Raw genomic sequence first — 21,585 nt, forward strand, 5'->3', positions numbered from 1 at the left:
GCCTCCTTTATTCTAATATGTTAGCATAAATGTACAGATAACGAGTACTTATGATAAAATAGATGTGAAAGGGTGATAAAATGAGCGAGATAAAAGGGAATCAAACGATTATAATTGCAGGAAATCCACACGAAGCACGATTTGAAATAATTATTCCACCGTTCAGACCCATAAATATGTTTGAATTAGAAGATGATTTTGAGAATGTTGTGGAAGAAATAGAAGCAAACGTTAAAAATGATGAAGTATCCGAAATAATTATTCACTTCATTACTGCATTTAAAGATTCAATTGAAAAGGAAGAAATTGTTCCTTTACTTGATTATTTTTTAAATAGTAATGTTAAGGGTATTGAAGCGGATGATATGAAGTTGATATTTGATGCTCTTCGTGAATACATTCACTATTCAACAGATGAAGAAAGACTAATGAATTAACGAGTAAACAAGTCATAAAAGACTTGTTTTTAATTTGTATCATCTTACTTGAAATGAGTCTAAATAGAGACTAATATATATGTGGAAGAGAGGTAGTGCATGAGATATTTAATTAATAATTCAACAAATCCGTATTTCAATCTTGCATTGGATGAATATGCTATGAAGCATATCGATGTAGATGAGGATTTCTTTTTTTTGTGGCGCAATGAGCCAGCAGTAATTATTGGTAAAAACCAAAATACTGCAGAAGAAATAAATCAAAAGTACATTGATGATAATGGTGTTAAAGTTGCACGTCGTGTTTCGGGTGGTGGCGCAGTTTACCATGACTTTGGAAACTTGAACTTTACATTTGTTATTAATGTTGATGATCCGGGTAAAGTTAATTATAAGAAATATGTTCAGCCAATTATTTCAGCGTTAAAAGAAATGGGAATTGAAGCTGAAGCGTCGGGTAGAAACGATATCTTGATTGATGGGTTAAAGATATCGGGGAATGCGCAAAGAATGGCTAATGGAAAATTGATGCATCATGGAACGTTACTTTATGATGTTAACATTGAAAACATGGTTCAAGCATTAAATGTTGATCCTGATAAAATCACATCGAAAGGTGTGAAATCGGTTCGATCTCGAGTTACTAATATTAAGGAACATTTACCAAACAGTACTGATATTTTTGACTTCTGGGATGCATTACAATATTATCTTTCAAATGAAGGACAAGATGAAGAAATTATCTTGAGTGAAGAAGATATTGCGAAAATTGAATATGAGGCAGTAAACAAGTTTGGAACATGGGATTGGATTTATGGCGAATCGCCAGAATTTAATTTAAAAAACAGTCGTCGTTTCCCTGGTGGTAAGGTTGAAATTATGATGGATGTTGATGCTGGGTATATTCAAAGTGTTCGTTTTATTGGTGATTACTTAGGTCTTGAGGATGTTGCGATCATTGAAGAAAGATTGAAAAATGTGCGTTTCAATCGTTTGGATGTTGATGCAATACTCTCTACATTTGAGCTCACAACATATTTCGGCAAAATCAGTAAAGAAGAATTATTGTCACTCATGTTTGAGTAATTGTTAAATATTGTGTAAATCTCACAATAAATAAGCGAAATCGTTGAATGCAAGCGGTTTACGTGTTACATTATTAATGTAATATTGGCCTATCATGGTCTAATATATAGAGATAGAAGGGAAATGGGTATTTCAATGGCAAAAGTTAAGAAAAACAAAGCATTAGATTTTGCTGCTCATCTGAAATCAGTTGAGAAAAACTATTCAATGGTACAGGTTTTAGACGAAACCGGAAAAGTCGTTAACGAAGACTTATTACCAGATTTAAAAGATGAGGAGCTTGTTGAGCTGTTTGAGAACATGTTATGGTCTCGTGCGCTAAATGACCGTTCAACAACACTAGCTCGCCAAGGACGTCTTGGATTCTTCGCTCCAACAGCTGGACAAGAAGCAAGTCAATTGGCAAGTTTATATGCATTTAATAGAGAGGATATTTTATTCCCAGGATATCGAGATATTCCTCAATTAGTATTACACGGTTTACCACTATATAAGGCGTTCTTATGGAGTCGTGGACATGTTGAAGGAAACTTATATCCAGAAGATTACAATGCAATGCCACCACAAATTATTATTGGTGCGCAAATCGTTCAAGCTGCAGGAGCAGGTCTTGGATTAAAGAAACGTGGTAAAAAACAAGTTGCGTTTACATATACAGGAGATGGTGGTTCATCACAAGGAGACTTCTATGAAGGAGTTAACTTTGCAGGTGCATTCGAAGCTCCAGTCGTATTCTATATTCAAAATAACGGGTATGCTATTTCAACTCCACGTCATAAGCAAACAGCAGCAACAACATTAGCTCAAAAAGCAGCAGCTGCAGGGGTACCAGGAATTCAAGTCGATGGAATGGATCCATTGGCAATGTACACTGTTTCAAAAGCAGCACGTGATTGGGCTGTTGAAGGAAACGGACCTGTTGTAATTGAAACAATTACATCAAGATTTGGACCTCACTCATTATCAGGAGATGATCCAAAACGTTACCGTACACAAGCAAGCTTTGAAGAATGGGACAAAAAAGACCCATTGATTCGTATGCGTAATTTCTTAACAGAAAAAGGATTATGGAACGAAGAAAAAGAAGTTGCTTTAATTGAAAAATATGATGAAGAAATTAGAGAAGCTGTTAAACAGGCAGATAATGCTCCAAAGCAAAAAGTTTCTGATTTCCTAAAAACAATGTTTGAAGAACCAACAAATGTTATTCAAGAACAAATTGAATACTTTGAAATGAAGGAGGGTAAATAATTAGATGGCACAATTAACAATGATTCAAGCGATTACGAATGCGCTTGACCTTGCCCTTGAAAAAGATGAAAATACATTAATTTTCGGTGAAGATGTCGGTAAAAACGGTGGAGTATTCCGTGCAACTGATGGTTTACAAGAAAAACATGGTGAAGACCGAGTCTTCGATACACCATTAGCTGAATCAGGTATTGGTGGTTTAGCAATTGGTTTAGCATTAGAAAAATTCCGTCCAATCCCAGAAATTCAATTCTTTGGGTTTGTATTTGAAGTTTTTGACTCAATTGCAGGACAAATGTCACGTACACGTTACCGTTCAGGTGGTACACGTACAATGCCAATTACTGTTCGTTCACCATTTGGTGGTGGTGTGCATACACCAGAACTTCACGCTGATAACTTAGAGAGTTTAATGACACATACACCAGGATTGAAAGTTGTTATTCCAAGTAATCCATATGATGCTAAAGGTTTATTGTTGGCATCAATTGAAGACAATGATCCTGTAGTATACTTAGAACATATGAAATTATACCGTTCATTTAGAGACGAAGTTCCTGAAGAATACTATACAATTCCTTTAGGTAAAGCAGCAGTTACAAATGAAGGAACTGATGTAACAATCGTTACTTACGGTTACATGGTTAGAGAAGCAAATAAAGCAGCAGAAACATTGAAAGCTGAAGGAATCTCTGCAGAAGTTATTGACTTAAGAACTGTTTCACCTATTGATATCGAAACAATTGTTGCTTCTGTTGAAAAAACAGGTCGTTTGGTTGTAGTTCAAGAAGCTCAACGCCAAGCGGGTGTTGGTGCGGCTGTCATGGCTGAAATTGCAGAACGTGCAATTTTATCATTGCAAGCGCCAATCGGTCGTGTTGCAGCACCTGATACAATTTACCCATTTGGTTTAGCTGAAAATGATTGGTTACCAAATGAAGAAGATATCATTAATAAAGTTCGCGAAATCGTTCATTTTGACTAAGGAGGCACAATAAATGTCATTTGTATTTAAGATGCCTGATGTGGGCGAGGGAATTGCAGAAGGTGAAATCGTAAGTTGGTTTGTAGCAGAAGGAGACAGTATTACAGAAGATGCTCCTTTACTAGAAGTTCAAAACGATAAACTAGTTCAAGAAATTCCATCACCTGTTTCAGGAACAATTAAGAAGATTATGGTAGAACCAGGAACTGTCGCTCAAGTTGGAGATATTCTAATTGAGATTGATGCACCTGGTCATGAAAATGCTGAGGCAACAACAGCAACACCTGCAGTTGAAGCACCAGTGGAAGCAGCACCTGCACCAGCAGCAGCTGCCTCATCAGATTTTGTATTCCGTTTACCAGATGTTGGTGAAGGAATTGCAGAAGGTGAAATTGTTAGTTGGTTTGTATCTGTTGGAGACAAAGTCGAAGAAGATGCACCACTATTAGAAGTTCAAAACGATAAATTAGTTCAAGAAATTCCATCTCCAGTAACTGGAGTCATTAAAAACATTCTTGTTGAACCAGGAACCATCTCACAAGTTGGAGATGTATTGGTTGAAATTGCGGCTGAAGGTTCAGCACCAGCAGCTACTCCTGCTCCAACAGCAGAAGCAGTCGCTCAAGTTGCACCTGCACAAAATGAAAACACAACAAATGCTCCATCCGTTGTTGGTGGACGTGTCTTGGCAATGCCATCAGTTCGTCAATATGCTCGTGATAAAGGAATCGATATTACGCAAGTAAATGGTTCAGGCCGTCATGGTCATATCACAAAAACTGACATTGATAACTTTACAAGTGCACCAGTAGCGGCACCAGCGCAAGTTGAAGCAGCTCCAGCACCTAAAGCGGCAGCAGCAAAAGCAGCACCTGCACCTAAAGCACAAGCTGTTGCAACAACTGAAGACACAAGTCGTGAGAAAATGACACCGACACGTCGTGCAATTGCTAAAGCAATGGTTAACTCTAAAGCACATGCACCTCATGTTACAATTTTTGATGAAGTTGAAGTAAGTGCTTTAATGTCACATCGTAAAAAATTCAAAGATGTTGCGGCTGAACAAGACATTAAGCTAACATTCTTAGCTTATATGGCAAAAGCTGTTACAACAGTATTGCGTAAATATCCAGTTCTAAATTCAAGTGTTGATGAAACAACAGATGAAATTGTTTATAAAAATTACTTTAACTTAGGGATTGCAGTTGATACAGATCATGGTCTCTATGTTCCAAATATTAAAAATGCAGAACGTAAGAGTATCTTTAAAATTGCAAGTGAGATTTCAGAATTAGCTGCTCAAGCACATGAAGGAACACTAAAACCTGCAGATATGCGTGATGGATCATCAACAATTTCAAACATTGGATCAGCATGGGGAATGTGGTTTACACCAATCATTAACTATCCTGAAGTAGCAATCTTTGGAATGGGACGAATTGAGAAGAAACCTGTTGTCTTAGAAGACGGAAGTCTTGGCGTTGGAAGTGTACTTCACTTATCGATGAGCTTTGATCACAGAATTATTGATGGAGCATTAGCTCAAAACGCAATGAACGATTTAAAACGTTTATTAAAAGATCCAGAACTTCTCTTAATGGAAGGATGATGATGAGATGGTAGTTGGAGATTTAGCATTAGAATTAGATACAATTGTTATTGGTTCAGGTCCTGGTGGGTATGTCGCGGCTATTCGTGCAGCTCAATTAGGTAAAAAAGTAGCAATTATTGAAAAAGATAATATTGGTGGTGTGTGTTTAAACGTAGGATGTATTCCTTCAAAAGCGTTAATTAACGCAGGACATCGTTACCTTGAAGCTCAAACTTCAGAACAATTTGGAATTAAAACAAGCAAGGTTGAAATTGACTTTGCTAAAACTCAAAAATGGAAAGATGAACAAGTTGTTGGTCAATTAACATCAGGTGTTGAAATGTTGTTAAAGAAAAACAAAGTTGAAATCATCAAAGGATCTGCATTTTTCAATGATACAAATCAATTAAGAGTTGTTAATGGTGATGATGCACAATCATACACATTTAAAAATGCAATCATTGCAACAGGGAGTCGTCCAATTGAAATCAAAGGTTTCAAATTTGGTGGTCGTGTCATTGATTCTACTGGAGCATTAAATCTTAAAGAAATTCCTAAAAAATTAGTTGTTATTGGTGGAGGTTATATCGGGAGTGAGTTAGCGGGAGTATATGCAAACTTAGGTACCGAAGTAACAATCTTAGAAGGCGAATCAAAAATCTTATCAGCATTTGATAATGATATGATTAAACTTGTTGTGGATAACTTTAAACAAAAAAATGTTGAAATTGTTACAAATGCTATGGCAAAAGAAGCAAAAGAAACAGATAATGGTGTCGAAGTTGTTTATGAAAAAGATGGTAAAGCTGAAACAATTGAAGCAGACTATGTCTTAGTAACTGTTGGACGTCGTCCAAATACTGATGATTTAGGATTGCAAATGGCTGGAGTTGAACTTGATGAGCGTGGTCTTGTTAAGGTTGACAACCAAGGACGTTCATCACAAAAGCATATCTTTGCAATTGGTGATGTAACAAAAGGTCCAGCACTTGCACATAAAGCAAGTTATGAAGCGAAAGTCGCTGCTGAAGTTATCGCAGGTAAAAATGCAGAGATCGATTATGTTGCAATTCCAGCGGTCTGCTTTACAGATCCAGAATTAGCGACGGTTGGTTTAACTGAAGCTCAAGCAAAAGAACAAGGATTTACTGTTAAAGTATCTAAGTTCCCATTTGGAGCAAACGGACGTGCCTTATCACTTAACCAAACAGAAGGTTTTGTTCGTTTAGTTACTGAAAAAGATACAGGATTGATCCTTGGTGGTCAAGTTGCTGGTGTTGGAGCAAGTGATGTCGTTGCAGAACTTGGTCTAGCTGTGGAAGCGAGAATGAATATTGAAGATCTTTCATTAACTATTCATGCTCATCCTACAATTTCAGAAACAATCATGGATGCTTCGGAGTTATCCTTAGGATTACCAATTCATATTTAATGAAAGTAAAGGTGTTTACATAATGTAGACACCTTTTTTTTTACTGAAAATGAAATGTAAATTTTTTCAAAACAGTTGATTATTATGATGAGGTAGAAACTTATAGTAAATATTTCATTTTAAACGAATAGAAAATATTAAATGAACAAACTTGATTATTTTATATAAATTTTAATAGATTTGTCGAAATAAGCCTAATAAGTAGTTAAAACGGGCTTTATGGTTGAAAACACGATACATTGTTTACATATATGTAAGCGTTGTTTCATAGTATTGTAACAATTTTCAAGAAATATGATATTTATATGTAAAAACCATTGACAAATATTCAGAGTAGGATATAATACAACATATACAGCTTACTGTATCGCTATAGAAACAAGGAGGAGAAGTAATGAAGAAACTATTTACTATATTGATAGCAAGTTTACTCGTTCTAACAGCATGTAGCTCAAAGCCTAAAGCTGGGGGAACATTAACCGTAGCGGCACCATCAAACTTTAACGGTGACTTTATCGCAGGTTTCAGTAGTAATGCATATGATAGATGGGTACAAGAACTACTCAACTATGACTACGGGGTATTTTACTCAGATCGCGAAACATCAGATTTATTAGACAACCCAACAGTTGTTGAAAAAGTTGATGTTGCAGACAAAGGCGGCGACAAAGAGTATACCTTTACATTAAAAGCAGGAAACAAGTTCTCAGATGGAACTGAAATCACTGCAAAAGATTATGTATTTACAGTTCTAATGCGTGCTAATCCTAAATGGAAAGCAACAGCAAAAATGGACAACACAGGTGATAAATTAGTTGGTTATGCCGATTATTCAGCAGGAAAATCAGCAACATTCGATGGTGTAAAATATATCGATGATAAAACCTTCTCATTAACAATTTCAAAAGATGAATTACCATACTATTTCGAAAGAGCAAGTGTTGCAGTTTCACCAACACCTATGGCAGCTTGGTTCAAAGATGCTAAATTCAATGCAGATGGTAATGGATTCGATAATACCGATGAAGAAATTACAGCAGCAGTGAAAGAGATTTCTGAAAAAGAACGTTTTGCTCCAACTGTAACAGCTGGACCATATAAATTTGAATCAAACGAAAACAATACTGCTACAGTGGTTGTTAACGAACACTATGCAGGAAACTTCGAAGGAAAAACACCTTCAATTGAAAAAGTTGTTGTTCGTCAAGTTGAAAGTTCACTTTCAATTCAAGCTCTTGAGAACAATGAAGTTGACTTTGTTCCTGGAGTAATTGAAGGAAAATTAATTAACCAAGCGAAAGAAAAAGAACTTCAAACACACAGTTACCCTCGTAACGGGTTTGGAAACATTGTTCTTAAAGCAAATAAAGGGCCTACACAAATCAAGGAAGTACGACAAGCACTTGGATTCTTATTGAATCGTCAAGAGTTCGTTTCTAAGATTGTTGGTGGGTATGGATCAGTTGTTAATGCTCCTTACGGATTATCACAATGGTTCTATAAAGAAAACAAAGATCGAATTGAATCAGAACTAATCGAATATACATATAACTTAACAAAAGCGAATGAACTGTTAGATCAAACAGATTATAAGTTTGAAAAAGATGGTTCAACACCATTTGATGTTGAAAAAGCAAGTGAAGATTACCGTCGTCACAACAGTAAAGGTGAAAAACTATTAATTAAACACTTTGGTTCAGAGAAGAACGACGTTACTGACTTGATTATTTCTCAACTTGTTCCAGCTGCTACAGAAGCAGGTGTGGAATATGCTGTTGATCAAGGAGACTTCGCAACACTTGGTGCATATATGCAAGGTACACAAGATAACGATTACAATGCATTTAACTTAGCTACATCATTCACTTCAATGTATGATCCATGGCAAAATGAGTCACAATATGTTAATACTGGTTTAAACTGGTCAGACATTGAAGATGACAAATTAGATGCAACAATTAAAGCAGTTCAAACAACAAAACCTGGAGATAAAGACGCATTTGCAGACAATATTATGGAATACTTCAAAGTATGGAACGATTTACTATTCCAAATCCCATTATATTCTAACGAATACTTCGATATCACTACAACACGTGTTAAAGGTGTAGATGTTATTACTCCAGAAATGGATTGGGCTAAATCAATTGTTTACTTATCTGTAGAGTAATTACAGAAAAATTATGTGTATAAACTTAAGAAGTGCCTGAATAGGCACTTCTTAAGGTCGTAAAAAGGAGAATTCGATGTTAAAATATCTTGGAAAAAGAATTATGTCGTTGATTCCTGTTGTTATCATTATTTCAATCTTGCTTTTTTCATTAGTAAAAATGATGCCTGGTGATGTAGTGTTAGGAATGATTAATCCTAATATTAAAGATCCGGTTGCATATAAACAAGAATACGCTAGAATTGAACAACAATTAGGACTCGACAAATCATTGCCAGAACAATATGTACGCTGGGTAAAAAGTACAGTATCAGGTGATTTAGGAATGTCTACATCAAAAAACCGTCCGGTTAAAGATGTGATTGGAACACCTTTAAAAAATACCATCTTCCTTAATATCATAGCGATGAGTTTAGCTTTTGTTATTTCGGTTATTGTAGGGATTAAGTCTGCTGTTAATCGGGGTGGAAAATTTGACAAGTTTTGGCAAATTTTCTCACTTGTTGGTATGTCGATGCCAACTCTATTAATATCAGTATTGTTAATCTATGTCTTATCGATTAAATTTAAATTATTTCCAACGGGTGGGATGCCATTACCTGGAACTACTGGTCCAGCTTACCTTGTTGAGTGGTTTAAATTTGCGACATTGCCGATATTAACCTTAACAATTGGTTCGTTTGCAACAACTATTCGTTACGTACGTAACGCGATGATTGAAGTGTTAAATAGTGACTACATTAGAACAGCACGAGCAAAGGGACTTTCAGAAAAAGTTGTCATTTACCAACATGCGTTTAGAAATGCTTTAATTCCTGTTGTTACAATTCTTGCAGGTATGTTGGCTGGATTATTTGGTGGAGCTGCCATTACAGAACAAATATTTAGTTGGAATGGGATAGGTAATGTATTGATTCAAGCTGTTACTGCTCGTGATTTCATGCTAATCCTTTCTTTGAACATGTTCTATGCTGTTATTGCCTTATTATCGAATGTTATTATGGACATTGGATATGCTGCAGTTGATCCTCGCGTTAAATTAGATTAGGAGAATAGAGATATGAAAGATAATAAAACAACATTATGGGGAAGTATTAAATCTCTTTTCACTCGTCTTTTTAAACCAGGAGGAGGAATTGAAGAGTTAGAAGAATACGTTGGTTCTGATGATATCATCCTGAGCCCAAGTAAACAAATTGCTAAAAATTTCTTTGAGAACAAATTGGGAATTGCTGGTTTAATTTCGTTTGTATTAATTTTTGCAATTGTATTTGGTGGTAGTGCCATGATGAAATATAATGCATATGAGCACGAAACTATTTTAGGGAACTTAGCACCAGGACGTAATTTCTTGAAAGTTGATAAAAACATTGATGGAAAAAACATTGTTGATATTAGCAGTGGTACGTCTTTCTCTGTTGCTTTAGATGATAAAGGTGAAGTATATTTTTGGGGACAACGTCCTTTTAAAAAATTCGAAGTTGATAAAATCGTCGAATTAACTGAAGGCAAAAAAATTGCTTCTATTGCTGCTGGTGATAATTTTGTTATTGCCGTAACCGAAAATGGAAAATTTATTGGGGTTGGAGAAAATAGCTTCAATCAAGCAGAATTACCATTTATCGTTGAAGATGACATGACTAAACCAATTATTAAAGTTGGTGCAGGGACTCGTGTTTCAGCTGCTTTAACAGAAGATGGAAAAATCTTTACGTGGGGTGGCGTTTTAGAAAATAATTTAGATCGAATTCCAGCAGAAATTCAAGGTCGAGTTGTTGATTTTGAAGTAGGGCAATTTAACATTGCAGCTATTCTAGATGATGGAACTGTTAATGTCTTTGGTACACGAGGAACTGAGGTTGCTAAATTACCTGAAGAATTAACTGATGGATCTGTTAATGTAAAGAAAGTTGCGATGTCAAAAACGTCTGCAATGGGCCTTGATGATCAAGGTAAAATTTATACTTGGGGTGCGAATGGCAAGTTTCAATCTGTTCCTGAAATTGACGGGAAAATTAAAGACATTTCTTCTACATATACTTCGTTTTCAGCTTTGAGTGAGAATGGTAAAGTATATAGTTGGGGTGATGGAAAATTTGATTTAACCAGTGTTCCTAAAGATGCTGACTCATCAGTTGATCGTATCTATTCAGATGTATTTCAACAATATGCGATTCATGAAGATGGAACGATTGATGCTTGGGGGAATAAAGGATTTATTTTAGGAACTGATTCATTAGGACGTTCTGTTAGTGAACGTTTAATTCAAGGTGGTAAGATTTCACTTACGGTCGGTGCAATTGCGATGGTAATTTCTATTACGATAGGAGTTATTGTTGGATTAATTGCTGGTTTCTATGGTGGATGGATCGATAACTTACTCATGCGTATAGCTGAAGTTATTAGTGCTTTCCCATTCTTACCTTTAGCGATTACATTATCTGCGATGTTGCCTTCTGATACACCGGAATCACAACGTCTCTATATGATCATGGTTATACTTGGGATTCTTACGTGGCCAGGTGTTGCACGCTTAGTTCGTGGACAAATCTTGGCTGAACGTGAAAAAGATTTCGTGTTAGCTGCTAAAGCATTGGGGCTAAGAGAGAATGTCATTATACTTCGTCATATTTTACCAAGTGTGTTTAACTTTATTATTGTTAATCTTACATTAGGTTATGCTTCGAGTTTATTAACGGAAGCAGGTTTATCCTACCTTGGTTTTGGAGTTCAACCACCTTCACCTTCATGGGGTAACATGTTGAATGGTGTAGCAAACGTAACTGTTATTGAATATTATTGGTGGCAATGGTTATTGCCTGCGTTATGTATTACCTTTACAGCGTTATCAGTTAACTTGATAGGTGATGCCTTACGAGATGCAATGGATCCAAGATCAAATCAAAAATAATAAAAGAAAGGTAGGGAGAATTAATGACAACAAAAGTTGAAGAAAAAGCATTATTAAAAGTTGAGCATTTACAGAAATATTTCCCGATTAAAAAGTCATCAGTTTTCCAAAAGAAACAAGACTATGTAAAAGCTAATAAAGATATTTCAATCGAAATTAAAGAGGGAGAAACACTAGGGTTAGTTGGTGAATCCGGGTGTGGTAAATCAACGTTTGGTCGTACACTTATACAGTTGTACGATCAGACTGGTGGTGTTTCATTGTACTACGGTGAGACCATCGAAGAAATGATGCCTAAATATGTATTAAAAGCTTATAAATCAATACCAAAAGTTATGGCTAGTCATAATGTTGATATTGCTGAGTTAAATGAAATTGAGACAAGATTACTAAACTTAAAAGGTGAAGAGTTTGCAGAGTTGAATGAAGAACTTCGTTTGAAAAAGATTGCTTATGAAGATAAATATGGTAATGTTCTTCGTTTAGCGGGTGGTTTATTAGTTAGTGATAACTTAAATGCAGTAAGTAAAGTCCTTGAAGAAAAATACCAAGAAGGATCTAAAGTTGCGGAACTTAACAAAAAAATTGAAATTGAAACGTTAAAACGTGAGATGCGTGATGGGAAGACTAATGGTGAATTAGACAAACTAAAAGCACAGCGTGATGAAGTAAATAAAAAATTTACTGCAACTGAAGAAAAAGTTCTTGCAATGAAGAAAGATTTAGAATCGCATGCTGAATTTGAATTCTTTGAATCTAAATTGGATAGCGGTATAGATTTATCTCAATTGACAAAAAATGAAATGAGATTTTTAAGAAAAGATTTACAGATTATTTTCCAAGATCCTTATTCTTCACTTGACCCTCGTTTTACAGTTGGTAATATTATTGGAGAAGGGTTAATTGCTCACGGTTTATTTAAAGATAATAAGAGTGATGAATTTAACAATTATGTTATTGATATCATGGAAAAATGTGGCTTGAATAAAGAATTTATTCATCGTTATCCTCACCAGTTCTCTGGTGGACAACGTCAACGTATCGGGATTGCTCGTGCGTTGGCACTTAAACCTCGTTTTATCGTTTGTGATGAAGCGGTAAGTGCGCTTGATGTTTCGATTCAATCACAAGTTATTAATTTATTACAGGATCTAAAAGATGAGCATAATTTAACTTATTTATTTATTACTCATGACTTGGGTGTTGTTCGTTATATTAGTGATAGAATTGGCGTTATGTATTTTGGGAATTTGGTTGAGTTAGCACCTGCTGAAGAAATCTTTAACAATCCTCAACACCCATATACAAAACAACTTCTTGCAGCGATTCCACGCATGGATCGTGATGAAGAAGAAATTAAAAAATTACTTGAAGTTAAACCAAATGATATCTTTGATTTTAAATTCCAAGAAACAGGCGAAGCGGATAAAGATTGGTATGAAGTTGCTCCTGATCATTTTGTTGCTTGTCGTTTATTGGATGGTCATGCAAATAAGGAGGTTCTCTAGATGGCGTTATTAGAAGTTAACAATCTCCATACTTATTTTGCTACAAAGCGTGGATTAGTTAAAGCTGTTCGTGGAATATCTTTTTCTGTTGAAGAAGGTAGAACGTTAGGAATTGTTGGTGAATCTGGAAGTGGTAAAAGTCAAACTGCAATGTCAATTTTACAATTGTTTGAGAGTAACCAACGAATCTATGATGGTAGTATTACATTTGACGGAGAAGTAATTTCGGATTTTGGTGAAGAAAAATTAAGAAAAATTCGTGGGAATGATATTTCGATGATTTTTCAAGAACCAATGACGAGTTTGAATCCAGTGTTTACCGTTGAACAACAAATTAACGAAGTATTGATGTTACATCAAAGCTTAAGTAAAGAAGATGCAAGTAAGAAATCATTGGCAATGTTAGAATCTGTAAAGATTAGCAATGCTTCTAAAGTCTTGAAAAGTTATCCTCATCAACTTTCAGGTGGGATGAGTCAGCGTGTCATGATTGCGATGGCATTAGCATGTAATCCAAGGTTGTTGATCGCTGATGAGCCTACAACTGCGCTTGATGTTATTATTCAAGCAGAAATCTTAAACTTAATGAATGATTTAAAACATGACTTAAATACTTCAATCTTATTCATTACTCATGACCTTGGGGTTATAAGTCAAATGGCGGATGATGTTATTGTTATGCATGGTGGAAAAATTGTAGAGGCTGCACCGATTCGAGAAATATTTAAGAATGCAAAGCATCCTTATACAAAACGTTTACTTGCTGCGTTTTTAAAAACTGACATTAATTCATCAAAAAATGAAAAACAAGTACAAGAAGATTTATTTTCAAGTGAAAATGAAATCTATGACTTTAGAATGTTCCGTGAAACAAATAAAGCGGATGAAGACTGGTTCAAAGTCGGCGACAATCATTTTGTTGCTTGTACACTAAAATAAATAACAATGTCTCGCAGAAAAAAGAAAAAATTATTGACAGAAGAAGAGATTGCCGAAAAATTCAAAGATGTTGAATTTGAGGATAATGATACTAAAGCAATTATTATTGCAGCATTAACAACATTTTTACCAGCAATGTTTTTAATCATTGGTATCTTCGTATTTATTCTTTGGTTACTATTTCTAAGATAAATTAACTTTAGACCACAATGTGGTCTTTTTTTATTTGATAAATAGGTGAACAATAAGGTAATACGATAGATTGAATTATGAAGATATGGTATAATTAGTCAACCGGTTAACTATATTGTTGAGGAGGTTTAATAAATGGAGGAATTGTCGGATTTATTTAGAAGTATTCTATTAAGTCATCGAAATTCGGTTCAAGAATTTTTAACTGATTATGATTTGTACTTAGGACAACCAAGGTTATTGTTTTATTTAAAAGATAATCCTGGGTTGACACAAAATGATTTAGCAGAATTTTTAGAAATAACAAAAGAGGCGACGTCAGTTTCGGTAAGAAGACTTGAAAAGTCGGGTTTTATTATTCGTAAAACATGTGAAAATGATCGTCGTAGAAATCGTCTTTATGTATCTGAACATGGTGAAGATGTTCTCACTAAAATAAGTGGTGAGTTTGATAAAATAAATTATAAAATGTATGCAAGTCTAACGGATGATGAAATCATTCAATTGAAAGTTTTATTTAAAAAAATTAAGGGGAATTTGGAAGGGAGTGGTGATGGTCGTTGAAAAAGAAAAATAATAGTTTATATAAATATTTGAAGCCTGATATTAAAATTGCGATATTAGGCGTTAGTTTTGTTATTGGATCAGCGTTAATTGAGTTGTATCAAATCCAATTAATGTCAGAAATAATTGATGTTGGTATTCAGCAATCGAACTTAGAGGTTATATTAAGAGTTGGGGGTAAAATGATTGGCCTTGCATTATTGGGGGCTGGTATTGGTATGTTGGGGTTAATTTATCCTTCGAAAGCATCGAATAACTTCGCACTTCGATTACGTGAAGATCTTTATGATAAGATTCAAACGTTTTCGATTAAAAACAAGTCGAGATTTTCTACGGCTACTTTGGTTACTCGTTTAACGAATGATGTTAACTTTTTACAAAGAACGTTGATGATGTCCTTGAGGATGTTAGTAAGGGCCCCTGTTTTCTTATTGAGTACGGTTGTTTTAACATATATGACCAGTCCGCAGTTATCATGGGTTATGTTAGTTGCTGTTTTTGTTTTATCGTTAATTCTTTTTTATGTAGTTCAACAGGGATTTCCGCGTTTTACTGTTCTTCAAACAAAAGTTGACGCGTTGAATAAAAAAATTCAAGAAAGTTTAATCAATATTCGTGTCATCAAGTCATTTGTTCGTGAAGACTATGAAGATGATAATTTTGAAACAGAAAATCAAGATTTATATGAAGCGAGTGTGCGTGCTAATATACTGATGGCTTTAATGAGTCCAGCCTTGATGGCGGCCATTAACTTTTCAAGTATTTTAGTGATGTATATCTCTTCACATCTAATTGTGAATGTGGGAATGCTTCAAGTTGGAGATTTACTTGTATTTATAAACTACTTACGATTTACAATGTTTTCGATGATGATGATTACGCATGTTTTAATGATGTTATCTCGTTCACGAGCATCATCTGAAAGAATTAAAGCTGTTCTTGCAGTTGATATTGATATTGAGAGTTTGGATGAGAGTATAGAGGTTAATCATGATGATTTAACAATTAAGTTTAATGACGTGAGTTTTAAATATTATGAAGATGCGGAAGCAGTGTTAAAGAATTTAAACTTTACAGTTAATCAAGGGGATCGTTTAGGGATTATTGGTTCTACAGGAAGTGGTAAAACTAGTTTAATTAACTTACTTGTTCGTTTGGTTGATGTTAGTTCGGGAAGTGTTACGATCAATGATGTTGATGTTCGTGATATTGATTTAAAAGAATTAAGGGATCTGTTTGGGTTTGTTCCGCAAAATAATGTTTTATTCAGTGGGACCATTCGTGATAACTTATACTTTGGTAATCGTGATGCGAGTGATGACACATTAGTAAAGGCAAGTTCTAATGCTGATATTTATGAACATATTCGAAAATTACCGAAACGATTTGATGATCCTGTTCAACAGGGGGGAACTAACTTCTCTGGCGGTCAGAAACAGCGTTTAACGATTGCTAGAGCGTTGGTAAAGGAAGCGCCGGTGTTAGTGCTTGATGATAGTACTTCAGCGCTTGATGCGGCTACAGAAATGCGTGTTAAAGAAAATATTGATAAGTCGTATCCAACGATGACAATTATTAGTATTGCACAAAAAATTTCATCAGTGATTGATAGTGATCAAATACTAGTTTTAGATAAAGGTGAAATTGTGGGTCAAGGAACACATACCGAATTAATGAAAACATGTAATGTTTACCAAGAAATATATGATAGTCAAATGAGCAAAGGAGGATTAGAATGAGTGTACGTAAAGCAAGAAATCAGAAACAAACCTTAAGAAGACTCATCTCCTATTTAGCAAAATCAAAATATTTGATGATTGCAGTCATAACAATGTCCATTGTATCCACATTTGCAGGATTATATGGATCCTATGCTATATCACCAATTATTACTTTAATTGAACAAGGATTGAATAAGACATTAACGACAGAGGTCATGTTTCAACAGATTACGGTCCGTCTTGTTATTTTAGCGGTTATTTTCTTAATTGAAATTTTAGCTGAGTTCTTTTCAACGAGAATAATGGTCAAAGTATCACAAAAAACAGTTCAAGATATTCGTGAGGATATGTATCAAAATATGTTACGTATGCAAGTTAAATATCATGATCAAAATGCGTTTGGTGATTTAATGAGCCGTTTTACAAACGATATTGATTTGTTAAGCGAAGGATTAAATAATGCAGCGGCCTCGATAGTAATCAACGTCCTAACGTTAATAGGGACTTTAATTCTAATGTTTATACTGAGTCCAACATTATCCATTGTGACATTGCTAATTATTCCATTACTCACGTTGATGGCTCGTTGGATTGTGAAACGAAGTCGTCGTTATTCCCGTCGCCAACAACAGACATTGGGGGATCTCAATGCTTACATTGAAGAGAGCATAGAAGGTCAAGATGTTATTCAACTCTTTAATTATGAACAAGAATCAATGGAATACTTTGAAGACCTCAATGAGAAATACCGAGAGGCATCTCAAAAAGCACAAATATCATCAATTATGATGTTTCCACTCATGCAGAACATGAACACCATTAACTATGCGGTTATTGGAATTGTTGGGGGAATATTATCAATTAATGGATACTTGAGTATTGGTGATTTAGGAGCTTATGTTAATATGGCACGAACTCAAGGTCGACCAATAAATATGATTTCAAGTCAGTTTACAACCTTGCAGGCTGCACTAGCATCTGCCGAACGAATTTTTCAAATGATTGATTGGCCTGAAGAATTTGTTGATAAAGATAGCTTAATTTTAGAAAATGTAGTGGGTGATGTGAAATTCGAAAATGTTGATTTTGGTTATGATCACCATCGTTTAGTCCTAAAAGATATTAGTTTCTTTGCTAAACCTGGACAAAAAATTGCATTTGTAGGATCAACAGGGGCAGGTAAAACTACAATTACGAACCTGATTACTAAGTTTTACGATATTAACTCTGGTCGAATTTTGATTGATGACATTGATATTGAGACAATTAACCGTTATAGTTTACGAAAACATATCTCTATGGTACTCCAAGATACTCATCTTTTCAGTGGTAGTATAATGGAAAATATTCGCTATGGAAATCTTGAAGCGAGTGATGAAGAATGTATTGCGGCGGCAAAATTAGCAAATGCGGATACATTTATTCGTCAATTAGAACATGGTTACTATACAGAAATTCGTGGCGATGGTGATGAGCTCTCTGAAGGTCAAAAACAATTATTAAATATTGCAAGAGCTGCTGTCGCTAATCCTAGTATTTTAATTCTTGATGAGGCAACATCTTCAATTGATACTCGAACTGAATTATTAGTTGAAGAAGGGATGGACTCAATTATGGAAGGTAGAACAGTCTTTGTTATCGCACATAGACTCTCGACAGTTCGTAATGCAGATGCTATTATAGTCTTGGAAAATGGTGAAATTGTGGAAAGAGGAAGCCACGACGAACTATTGGAGTTTAATGGACGTTATGCATCACTGTATCACGGACAATCTGAATTAAGTTAGGAGAACACTATGATAACAATTGAGTATTTATCGAAGTTTGGTTACGCTATTGATTTTGGAGAAAGTGTGTTTATTGTTGATTATACAGAAGGACGCTTACCATCACAGTACTTAAAGGGATCAAAACAATGTTATTTTGTAGTATCTGACTTCACAAATGATCATTTTGTGGATTCCATTAAGGCTTATCGAAAACCAATTATATCTCCCAAGGACATGTTGATTGACAATGAATTATTCATTGTATCAGCAGGAGATGTTCTTCATTTTGGTAACGTTAAAGTTATGACAATTGGCCATAAAGATAACGGACTAGGATTTATATTTGTTAAAGACGGGCAGGCTGTCTTTCATACTGGAAGTTTTAGTTCACACTCAAAAAGAAAAAACCCAAGTAATTTACAAATGCTTGAAGCGCTCGATCGCTTCAGGTTTTTGACGTTGTCAATTAAACAGTTAGTTAAACCAAAGTTAATTATTACACAGGTCAATCCTTTAGCAGGACAAGAATATGATGAGGATGCGAAATTTATTGTTGAAAGTCTTCGACCAAGAAAAGTTTTTCCAAGTAACTTTGGAAATTATATTGCAGACATCGCTCGTTTTTCTGAATGGGTAAAAGAAAGAGGAATAACTTTCTATGGTCCCAAACAAGAAAATAAGAAGTATAGAATAGAGGAATAAAAATGGCATTTATTTTTGATTTGGATGGTACATTATTGAATTCACTTGATGATATGATGAATTCTTTAAATCAAGTTTTAGAATCACACGGATTGGCAAGTCATGGTCGTGAAGCGTATCAAAAATTTGTTGGTAATGGTATGGTCAAACTTGTTGAAAGAGCATGTCCTACTGATTATGAAAATAAGGATCAGGTACTTGCTGATTTTTTAGAAGTTTATAAAGAACGGTATTATGAATTGTCTCGACCTTATCCAGGTGTTATTGAGATGTTGAAAGATTTAAACCGCCATAAGATTCCTATTGGAATTTGTACAAATAAAAAACAGGAATATACCGATAAAATCGTTGAATTATTTTTTAATGAAATTGATTTTGTTTCAGTTTATGGCGATCGTTTTGAAGGGAAAGAAAAACCAAGTGCTCATTATCCATTGAGTATTGCAAAGGAAATGGGCATAAAACCAGAGCAAATTTATTTTGTGGGTGACAGTGATGTTGACATTTATACGGCACTGAATAGTCACATGATTCCAGTCGGTGTATCGTGGGGTTTTAGAAGTGTTGACGAGTTAAAGACTGCTGGTGCATCTTACATAGTTAATACTGCGTCTGAGGTCTTCGAACTACTCAAATAATCACGAATGTGATAAAATAGTGAAAGTTAACAAATTGAAGGGAGTACCTATGCATAAAAAGAAGGATAATGTTTTTATTACAGGACATCGTCATCCTGATACGGACTCGATAGCTTCAGCAATTGCTTATGCTCACCTCAAACAAGAACTAGGCGTGCCAGCAGTAGCATGCCGTTTAGGTGGTCTAAATGACGAAACTGCATATTTATTAGAACGCTTCAACCTTGATAAGCCAGTGTTTTTGAAGGATGCACGTGCATCACTTGATGAGATTGAAATGGATCAGCCCATCACGATCTCTTTAAATGCTTCGATTAAAGACGCGATGGATTTAATTGCTCGCAATAATCGTTCACTTGCGGTTGTCGATGATCGTCAGCGTTTAATTGGTATGGTTACAATATCAAATCTTGCCCATATTGCGATGGGAGATACTGCTCATACGATTGATTTACTTAAAAGAACGCCAGTATCTAATATTGTTAGAGCGATTGATGGTGAACTTGTGTATGAATCCAAAACATTTGATTTTAATGGTAAAACAAGTATTGCAACAATTGCGGAGTCGAAATTAAAATATTATGAGTTAAAAAACCGTTTGGTAATTATTGGTGATGATATTGAGTCACAATGTGAAGCAATCAGGAAAGGCGCAGCAGCACTGGTAACAGTCTGGACTGAAAAAATTTCTGAGGAAGTTATCCAATTAGCCAAAGAGTTTGATTGTACAATTATAAAATCAACACATGGATCAATGAACACTTCACGTTATTTACTTTTTGCACCCAATGTTCGGGAAGTGATGACGACTGAGTTAGTTTATTTTAACCGCAATGAGTTTGTGGATGAAGTCGGTCGAAAAATGCTTGAAACTCGATTTAGAGCTTACCCAGTTGTTGATGATCATGATCGTTTGTTTGGTTTTGTTTCTCGCTATCATATTTTAAACAGTCATAGCAAGAAATTAATTCTTGTGGATCATAACGAAGCATCTCAATCTGTTGAAGGGATTGAAACTGCGGAAGTATTGGAAATCATTGATCACCATCGAATTGGTGACTTGAGTACCAATAAGCCAATATACTTTAGAAACGAAATTATTGGTTCAACTGCATCTATTATTACTAAAATGTATCAAGAACATGAGATTGAGATTCCTAAAAATATTGCGGCAATCCTCTTATCAGCTTTGGTTTCTGATACATTAAATTTAAAGTCTCCTACAACAACACCTCAGGATCATATTATTGCCAAAAAGCTTGAGGACATCAGTGGACTTGATCGTTTTGAGTTTGCACAAGAAATGTATGAGGCGACATCGAATTTCAAAAATAAATCATATCAAGAAATAATTAATCAAGATATTAAGAAGTTTTATTTATCAAACCAAGAAGTTATGGTTTCTCAGGTGGTTATTTATCACTTTGAAGAATTGGATACAATTATTGATGCGTTTGAAAATGAAATGGATTTATTTGTGGAACGATATAACCTTGATCTATTGGTCGTTGTCTTTACAAGTGTCGTTGACAATGGTTCGATCGTCTTGGCTTCTGGTAAGTTAGAGAATGCGGTTAGAGAAGCATTTCCGGGTGAGGATCGTAGTTTCTTAGAAAATGTTGTTTCTAGAAAAAATCAAATCATTCCCCGTTTATCAACAGCTATTTCCAAGTATGTCGGATAAAAAAG

18 protein-coding genes are annotated in these 21,585 nt (G+C 35.0%); all 18 read left to right on the forward strand.

Annotated elements, in window-relative coordinates:
- The first annotated feature begins 80 nt into the window (after window positions 1–80).
- Window positions 81–437, forward strand: coding sequence for a hypothetical protein (locus tag GVV10_RS06345; RefSeq protein WP_159520807.1), 357 nt, complete (start codon window positions 81–83; stop codon window positions 435–437).
- A gap of 99 nt (window positions 438–536) precedes the next feature.
- The gene (locus GVV10_RS06350; RefSeq protein WP_159520809.1) at window positions 537–1,523 is read left to right on the forward strand and encodes a lipoate--protein ligase; all 987 of its coding nucleotides are present in this window, start codon (window positions 537–539) and stop codon (window positions 1,521–1,523) included.
- Window positions 1,524–1,658: 135 nt separating this feature from the next.
- Window positions 1,659–2,774, forward strand: coding sequence for a pyruvate dehydrogenase (acetyl-transferring) E1 component subunit alpha (gene pdhA, locus GVV10_RS06355; protein ID WP_407925654.1), 1,116 nt, complete (start codon window positions 1,659–1,661; stop codon window positions 2,772–2,774).
- A gap of 4 nt (window positions 2,775–2,778) precedes the next feature.
- A complete protein-coding gene (locus GVV10_RS06360) occupies window positions 2,779–3,759 on the forward strand; it encodes an alpha-ketoacid dehydrogenase subunit beta (RefSeq protein ID WP_159520814.1) in 981 nt (326 codons plus the stop codon).
- 13 nt (window positions 3,760–3,772) lie between these two features.
- Entirely contained in the window at window positions 3,773–5,368 is a 1,596-nt protein-coding gene (locus GVV10_RS06365; protein WP_159520816.1) for a 2-oxo acid dehydrogenase subunit E2, read from the forward strand.
- 7 nt (window positions 5,369–5,375) lie between these two features.
- The gene (gene lpdA / locus GVV10_RS06370; RefSeq protein ID WP_159520818.1) at window positions 5,376–6,782 is read left to right on the forward strand and encodes a dihydrolipoyl dehydrogenase; all 1,407 of its coding nucleotides are present in this window, start codon (window positions 5,376–5,378) and stop codon (window positions 6,780–6,782) included.
- Window positions 6,783–7,176: 394 nt separating this feature from the next.
- The gene (locus tag GVV10_RS06375) at window positions 7,177–8,952 is read left to right on the forward strand and encodes an ABC transporter substrate-binding protein (protein WP_159520820.1); all 1,776 of its coding nucleotides are present in this window, start codon (window positions 7,177–7,179) and stop codon (window positions 8,950–8,952) included.
- Between the two features lie 76 nt (window positions 8,953–9,028).
- Entirely contained in the window at window positions 9,029–10,000 is a 972-nt protein-coding gene (locus tag GVV10_RS06380; RefSeq protein ID WP_159520822.1) for an ABC transporter permease, read from the forward strand.
- 12 nt (window positions 10,001–10,012) lie between these two features.
- Window positions 10,013–11,863, forward strand: a complete 1,851-nt coding sequence (locus GVV10_RS06385) for an ABC transporter permease subunit (RefSeq protein WP_159520824.1) — start codon at window positions 10,013–10,015, stop codon at window positions 11,861–11,863.
- A gap of 23 nt (window positions 11,864–11,886) precedes the next feature.
- Entirely contained in the window at window positions 11,887–13,371 is a 1,485-nt protein-coding gene (locus GVV10_RS06390; protein WP_159520826.1) for an oligopeptide/dipeptide ABC transporter ATP-binding protein, read from the forward strand.
- On the forward strand, window positions 13,372–14,310 hold the full coding sequence (locus GVV10_RS06395; protein WP_159520828.1) for an ABC transporter ATP-binding protein: 939 nt from the start codon (window positions 13,372–13,374) through the stop codon (window positions 14,308–14,310).
- A gap of 6 nt (window positions 14,311–14,316) precedes the next feature.
- Entirely contained in the window at window positions 14,317–14,502 is a 186-nt protein-coding gene (locus GVV10_RS06400; RefSeq protein WP_159520830.1) for a hypothetical protein, read from the forward strand.
- A gap of 135 nt (window positions 14,503–14,637) precedes the next feature.
- Window positions 14,638–15,066, forward strand: a complete 429-nt coding sequence (locus GVV10_RS06405; protein WP_159520832.1) for a MarR family winged helix-turn-helix transcriptional regulator — start codon at window positions 14,638–14,640, stop codon at window positions 15,064–15,066.
- On the forward strand, window positions 15,063–16,805 hold the full coding sequence (locus GVV10_RS06410) for an ABC transporter ATP-binding protein (protein WP_159520834.1): 1,743 nt from the start codon (window positions 15,063–15,065) through the stop codon (window positions 16,803–16,805). The genes GVV10_RS06405 and GVV10_RS06410 overlap by 4 nt, the downstream gene beginning before the upstream one ends.
- Complete coding sequence (locus tag GVV10_RS06415; protein ID WP_159520836.1) at window positions 16,802–18,574, forward strand: ABC transporter ATP-binding protein; 1,773 nt, start codon at window positions 16,802–16,804, stop codon at window positions 18,572–18,574. The genes GVV10_RS06410 and GVV10_RS06415 overlap by 4 nt, the downstream gene beginning before the upstream one ends.
- Before the next feature lie 9 nt (window positions 18,575–18,583).
- Window positions 18,584–19,258 carry a hypothetical protein gene (locus GVV10_RS06420; RefSeq protein ID WP_159520838.1) on the forward strand — a complete coding sequence of 225 codons (675 nt, stop codon included), beginning with the start codon at window positions 18,584–18,586 and terminating at the stop codon, window positions 19,256–19,258.
- 2 nt (window positions 19,259–19,260) lie between these two features.
- Window positions 19,261–19,896, forward strand: coding sequence for an HAD family hydrolase (locus tag GVV10_RS06425; RefSeq protein WP_159520840.1), 636 nt, complete (start codon window positions 19,261–19,263; stop codon window positions 19,894–19,896).
- Between the two features lie 49 nt (window positions 19,897–19,945).
- Window positions 19,946–21,580: a putative manganese-dependent inorganic diphosphatase gene (locus tag GVV10_RS06430; RefSeq protein ID WP_159520842.1), complete on the forward strand. Its 1,635-nt coding sequence runs from the start codon at window positions 19,946–19,948 to the stop codon at window positions 21,578–21,580.
- The last annotated feature ends 5 nt before the right edge of the window (window positions 21,581–21,585 follow it).

Origin of the sequence: Erysipelothrix urinaevulpis (genome assembly GCF_009828835.1) — a bacterium.
In the GTDB taxonomy this organism is placed as follows: domain Bacteria; phylum Bacillota_I; class Bacilli_A; order Erysipelotrichales; family Erysipelotrichaceae; genus Erysipelothrix; species Erysipelothrix urinaevulpis.

Bases quoted from the DNA above. Each gene is read 5' to 3' on its own strand.
- GVV10_RS06345 (WP_159520807.1), top strand. From the start codon at position 81: ATGAGCGAGATAAAAGGGAATCAAACGATTATAATTGCAGGAAATCCA.
- GVV10_RS06350 (WP_159520809.1), top strand. From the start codon at position 537: ATGAGATATTTAATTAATAATTCAACAAATCCGTATTTCAATCTTGCA.
- pdhA (WP_407925654.1), top strand. From the start codon at position 1,659: ATGGCAAAAGTTAAGAAAAACAAAGCATTAGATTTTGCTGCTCATCTG.
- GVV10_RS06360 (WP_159520814.1), top strand. From the start codon at position 2,779: ATGGCACAATTAACAATGATTCAAGCGATTACGAATGCGCTTGACCTT.
- GVV10_RS06365 (WP_159520816.1), top strand. From the start codon at position 3,773: ATGTCATTTGTATTTAAGATGCCTGATGTGGGCGAGGGAATTGCAGAA.
- lpdA (WP_159520818.1), top strand. From the start codon at position 5,376: ATGGTAGTTGGAGATTTAGCATTAGAATTAGATACAATTGTTATTGGT.
- GVV10_RS06375 (WP_159520820.1), top strand. From the start codon at position 7,177: ATGAAGAAACTATTTACTATATTGATAGCAAGTTTACTCGTTCTAACA.
- GVV10_RS06380 (WP_159520822.1), top strand. From the start codon at position 9,029: ATGTTAAAATATCTTGGAAAAAGAATTATGTCGTTGATTCCTGTTGTT.
- GVV10_RS06385 (WP_159520824.1), top strand. From the start codon at position 10,013: ATGAAAGATAATAAAACAACATTATGGGGAAGTATTAAATCTCTTTTC.
- GVV10_RS06390 (WP_159520826.1), top strand. From the start codon at position 11,887: ATGACAACAAAAGTTGAAGAAAAAGCATTATTAAAAGTTGAGCATTTA.
- GVV10_RS06395 (WP_159520828.1), top strand. From the start codon at position 13,372: ATGGCGTTATTAGAAGTTAACAATCTCCATACTTATTTTGCTACAAAG.
- GVV10_RS06400 (WP_159520830.1), top strand. From the start codon at position 14,317: ATGTCTCGCAGAAAAAAGAAAAAATTATTGACAGAAGAAGAGATTGCC.
- GVV10_RS06405 (WP_159520832.1), top strand. From the start codon at position 14,638: ATGGAGGAATTGTCGGATTTATTTAGAAGTATTCTATTAAGTCATCGA.
- GVV10_RS06415 (WP_159520836.1), top strand. From the start codon at position 16,802: ATGAGTGTACGTAAAGCAAGAAATCAGAAACAAACCTTAAGAAGACTC.
- GVV10_RS06420 (WP_159520838.1), top strand. From the start codon at position 18,584: ATGATAACAATTGAGTATTTATCGAAGTTTGGTTACGCTATTGATTTT.
- GVV10_RS06425 (WP_159520840.1), top strand. From the start codon at position 19,261: ATGGCATTTATTTTTGATTTGGATGGTACATTATTGAATTCACTTGAT.
- GVV10_RS06430 (WP_159520842.1), top strand. From the start codon at position 19,946: ATGCATAAAAAGAAGGATAATGTTTTTATTACAGGACATCGTCATCCT.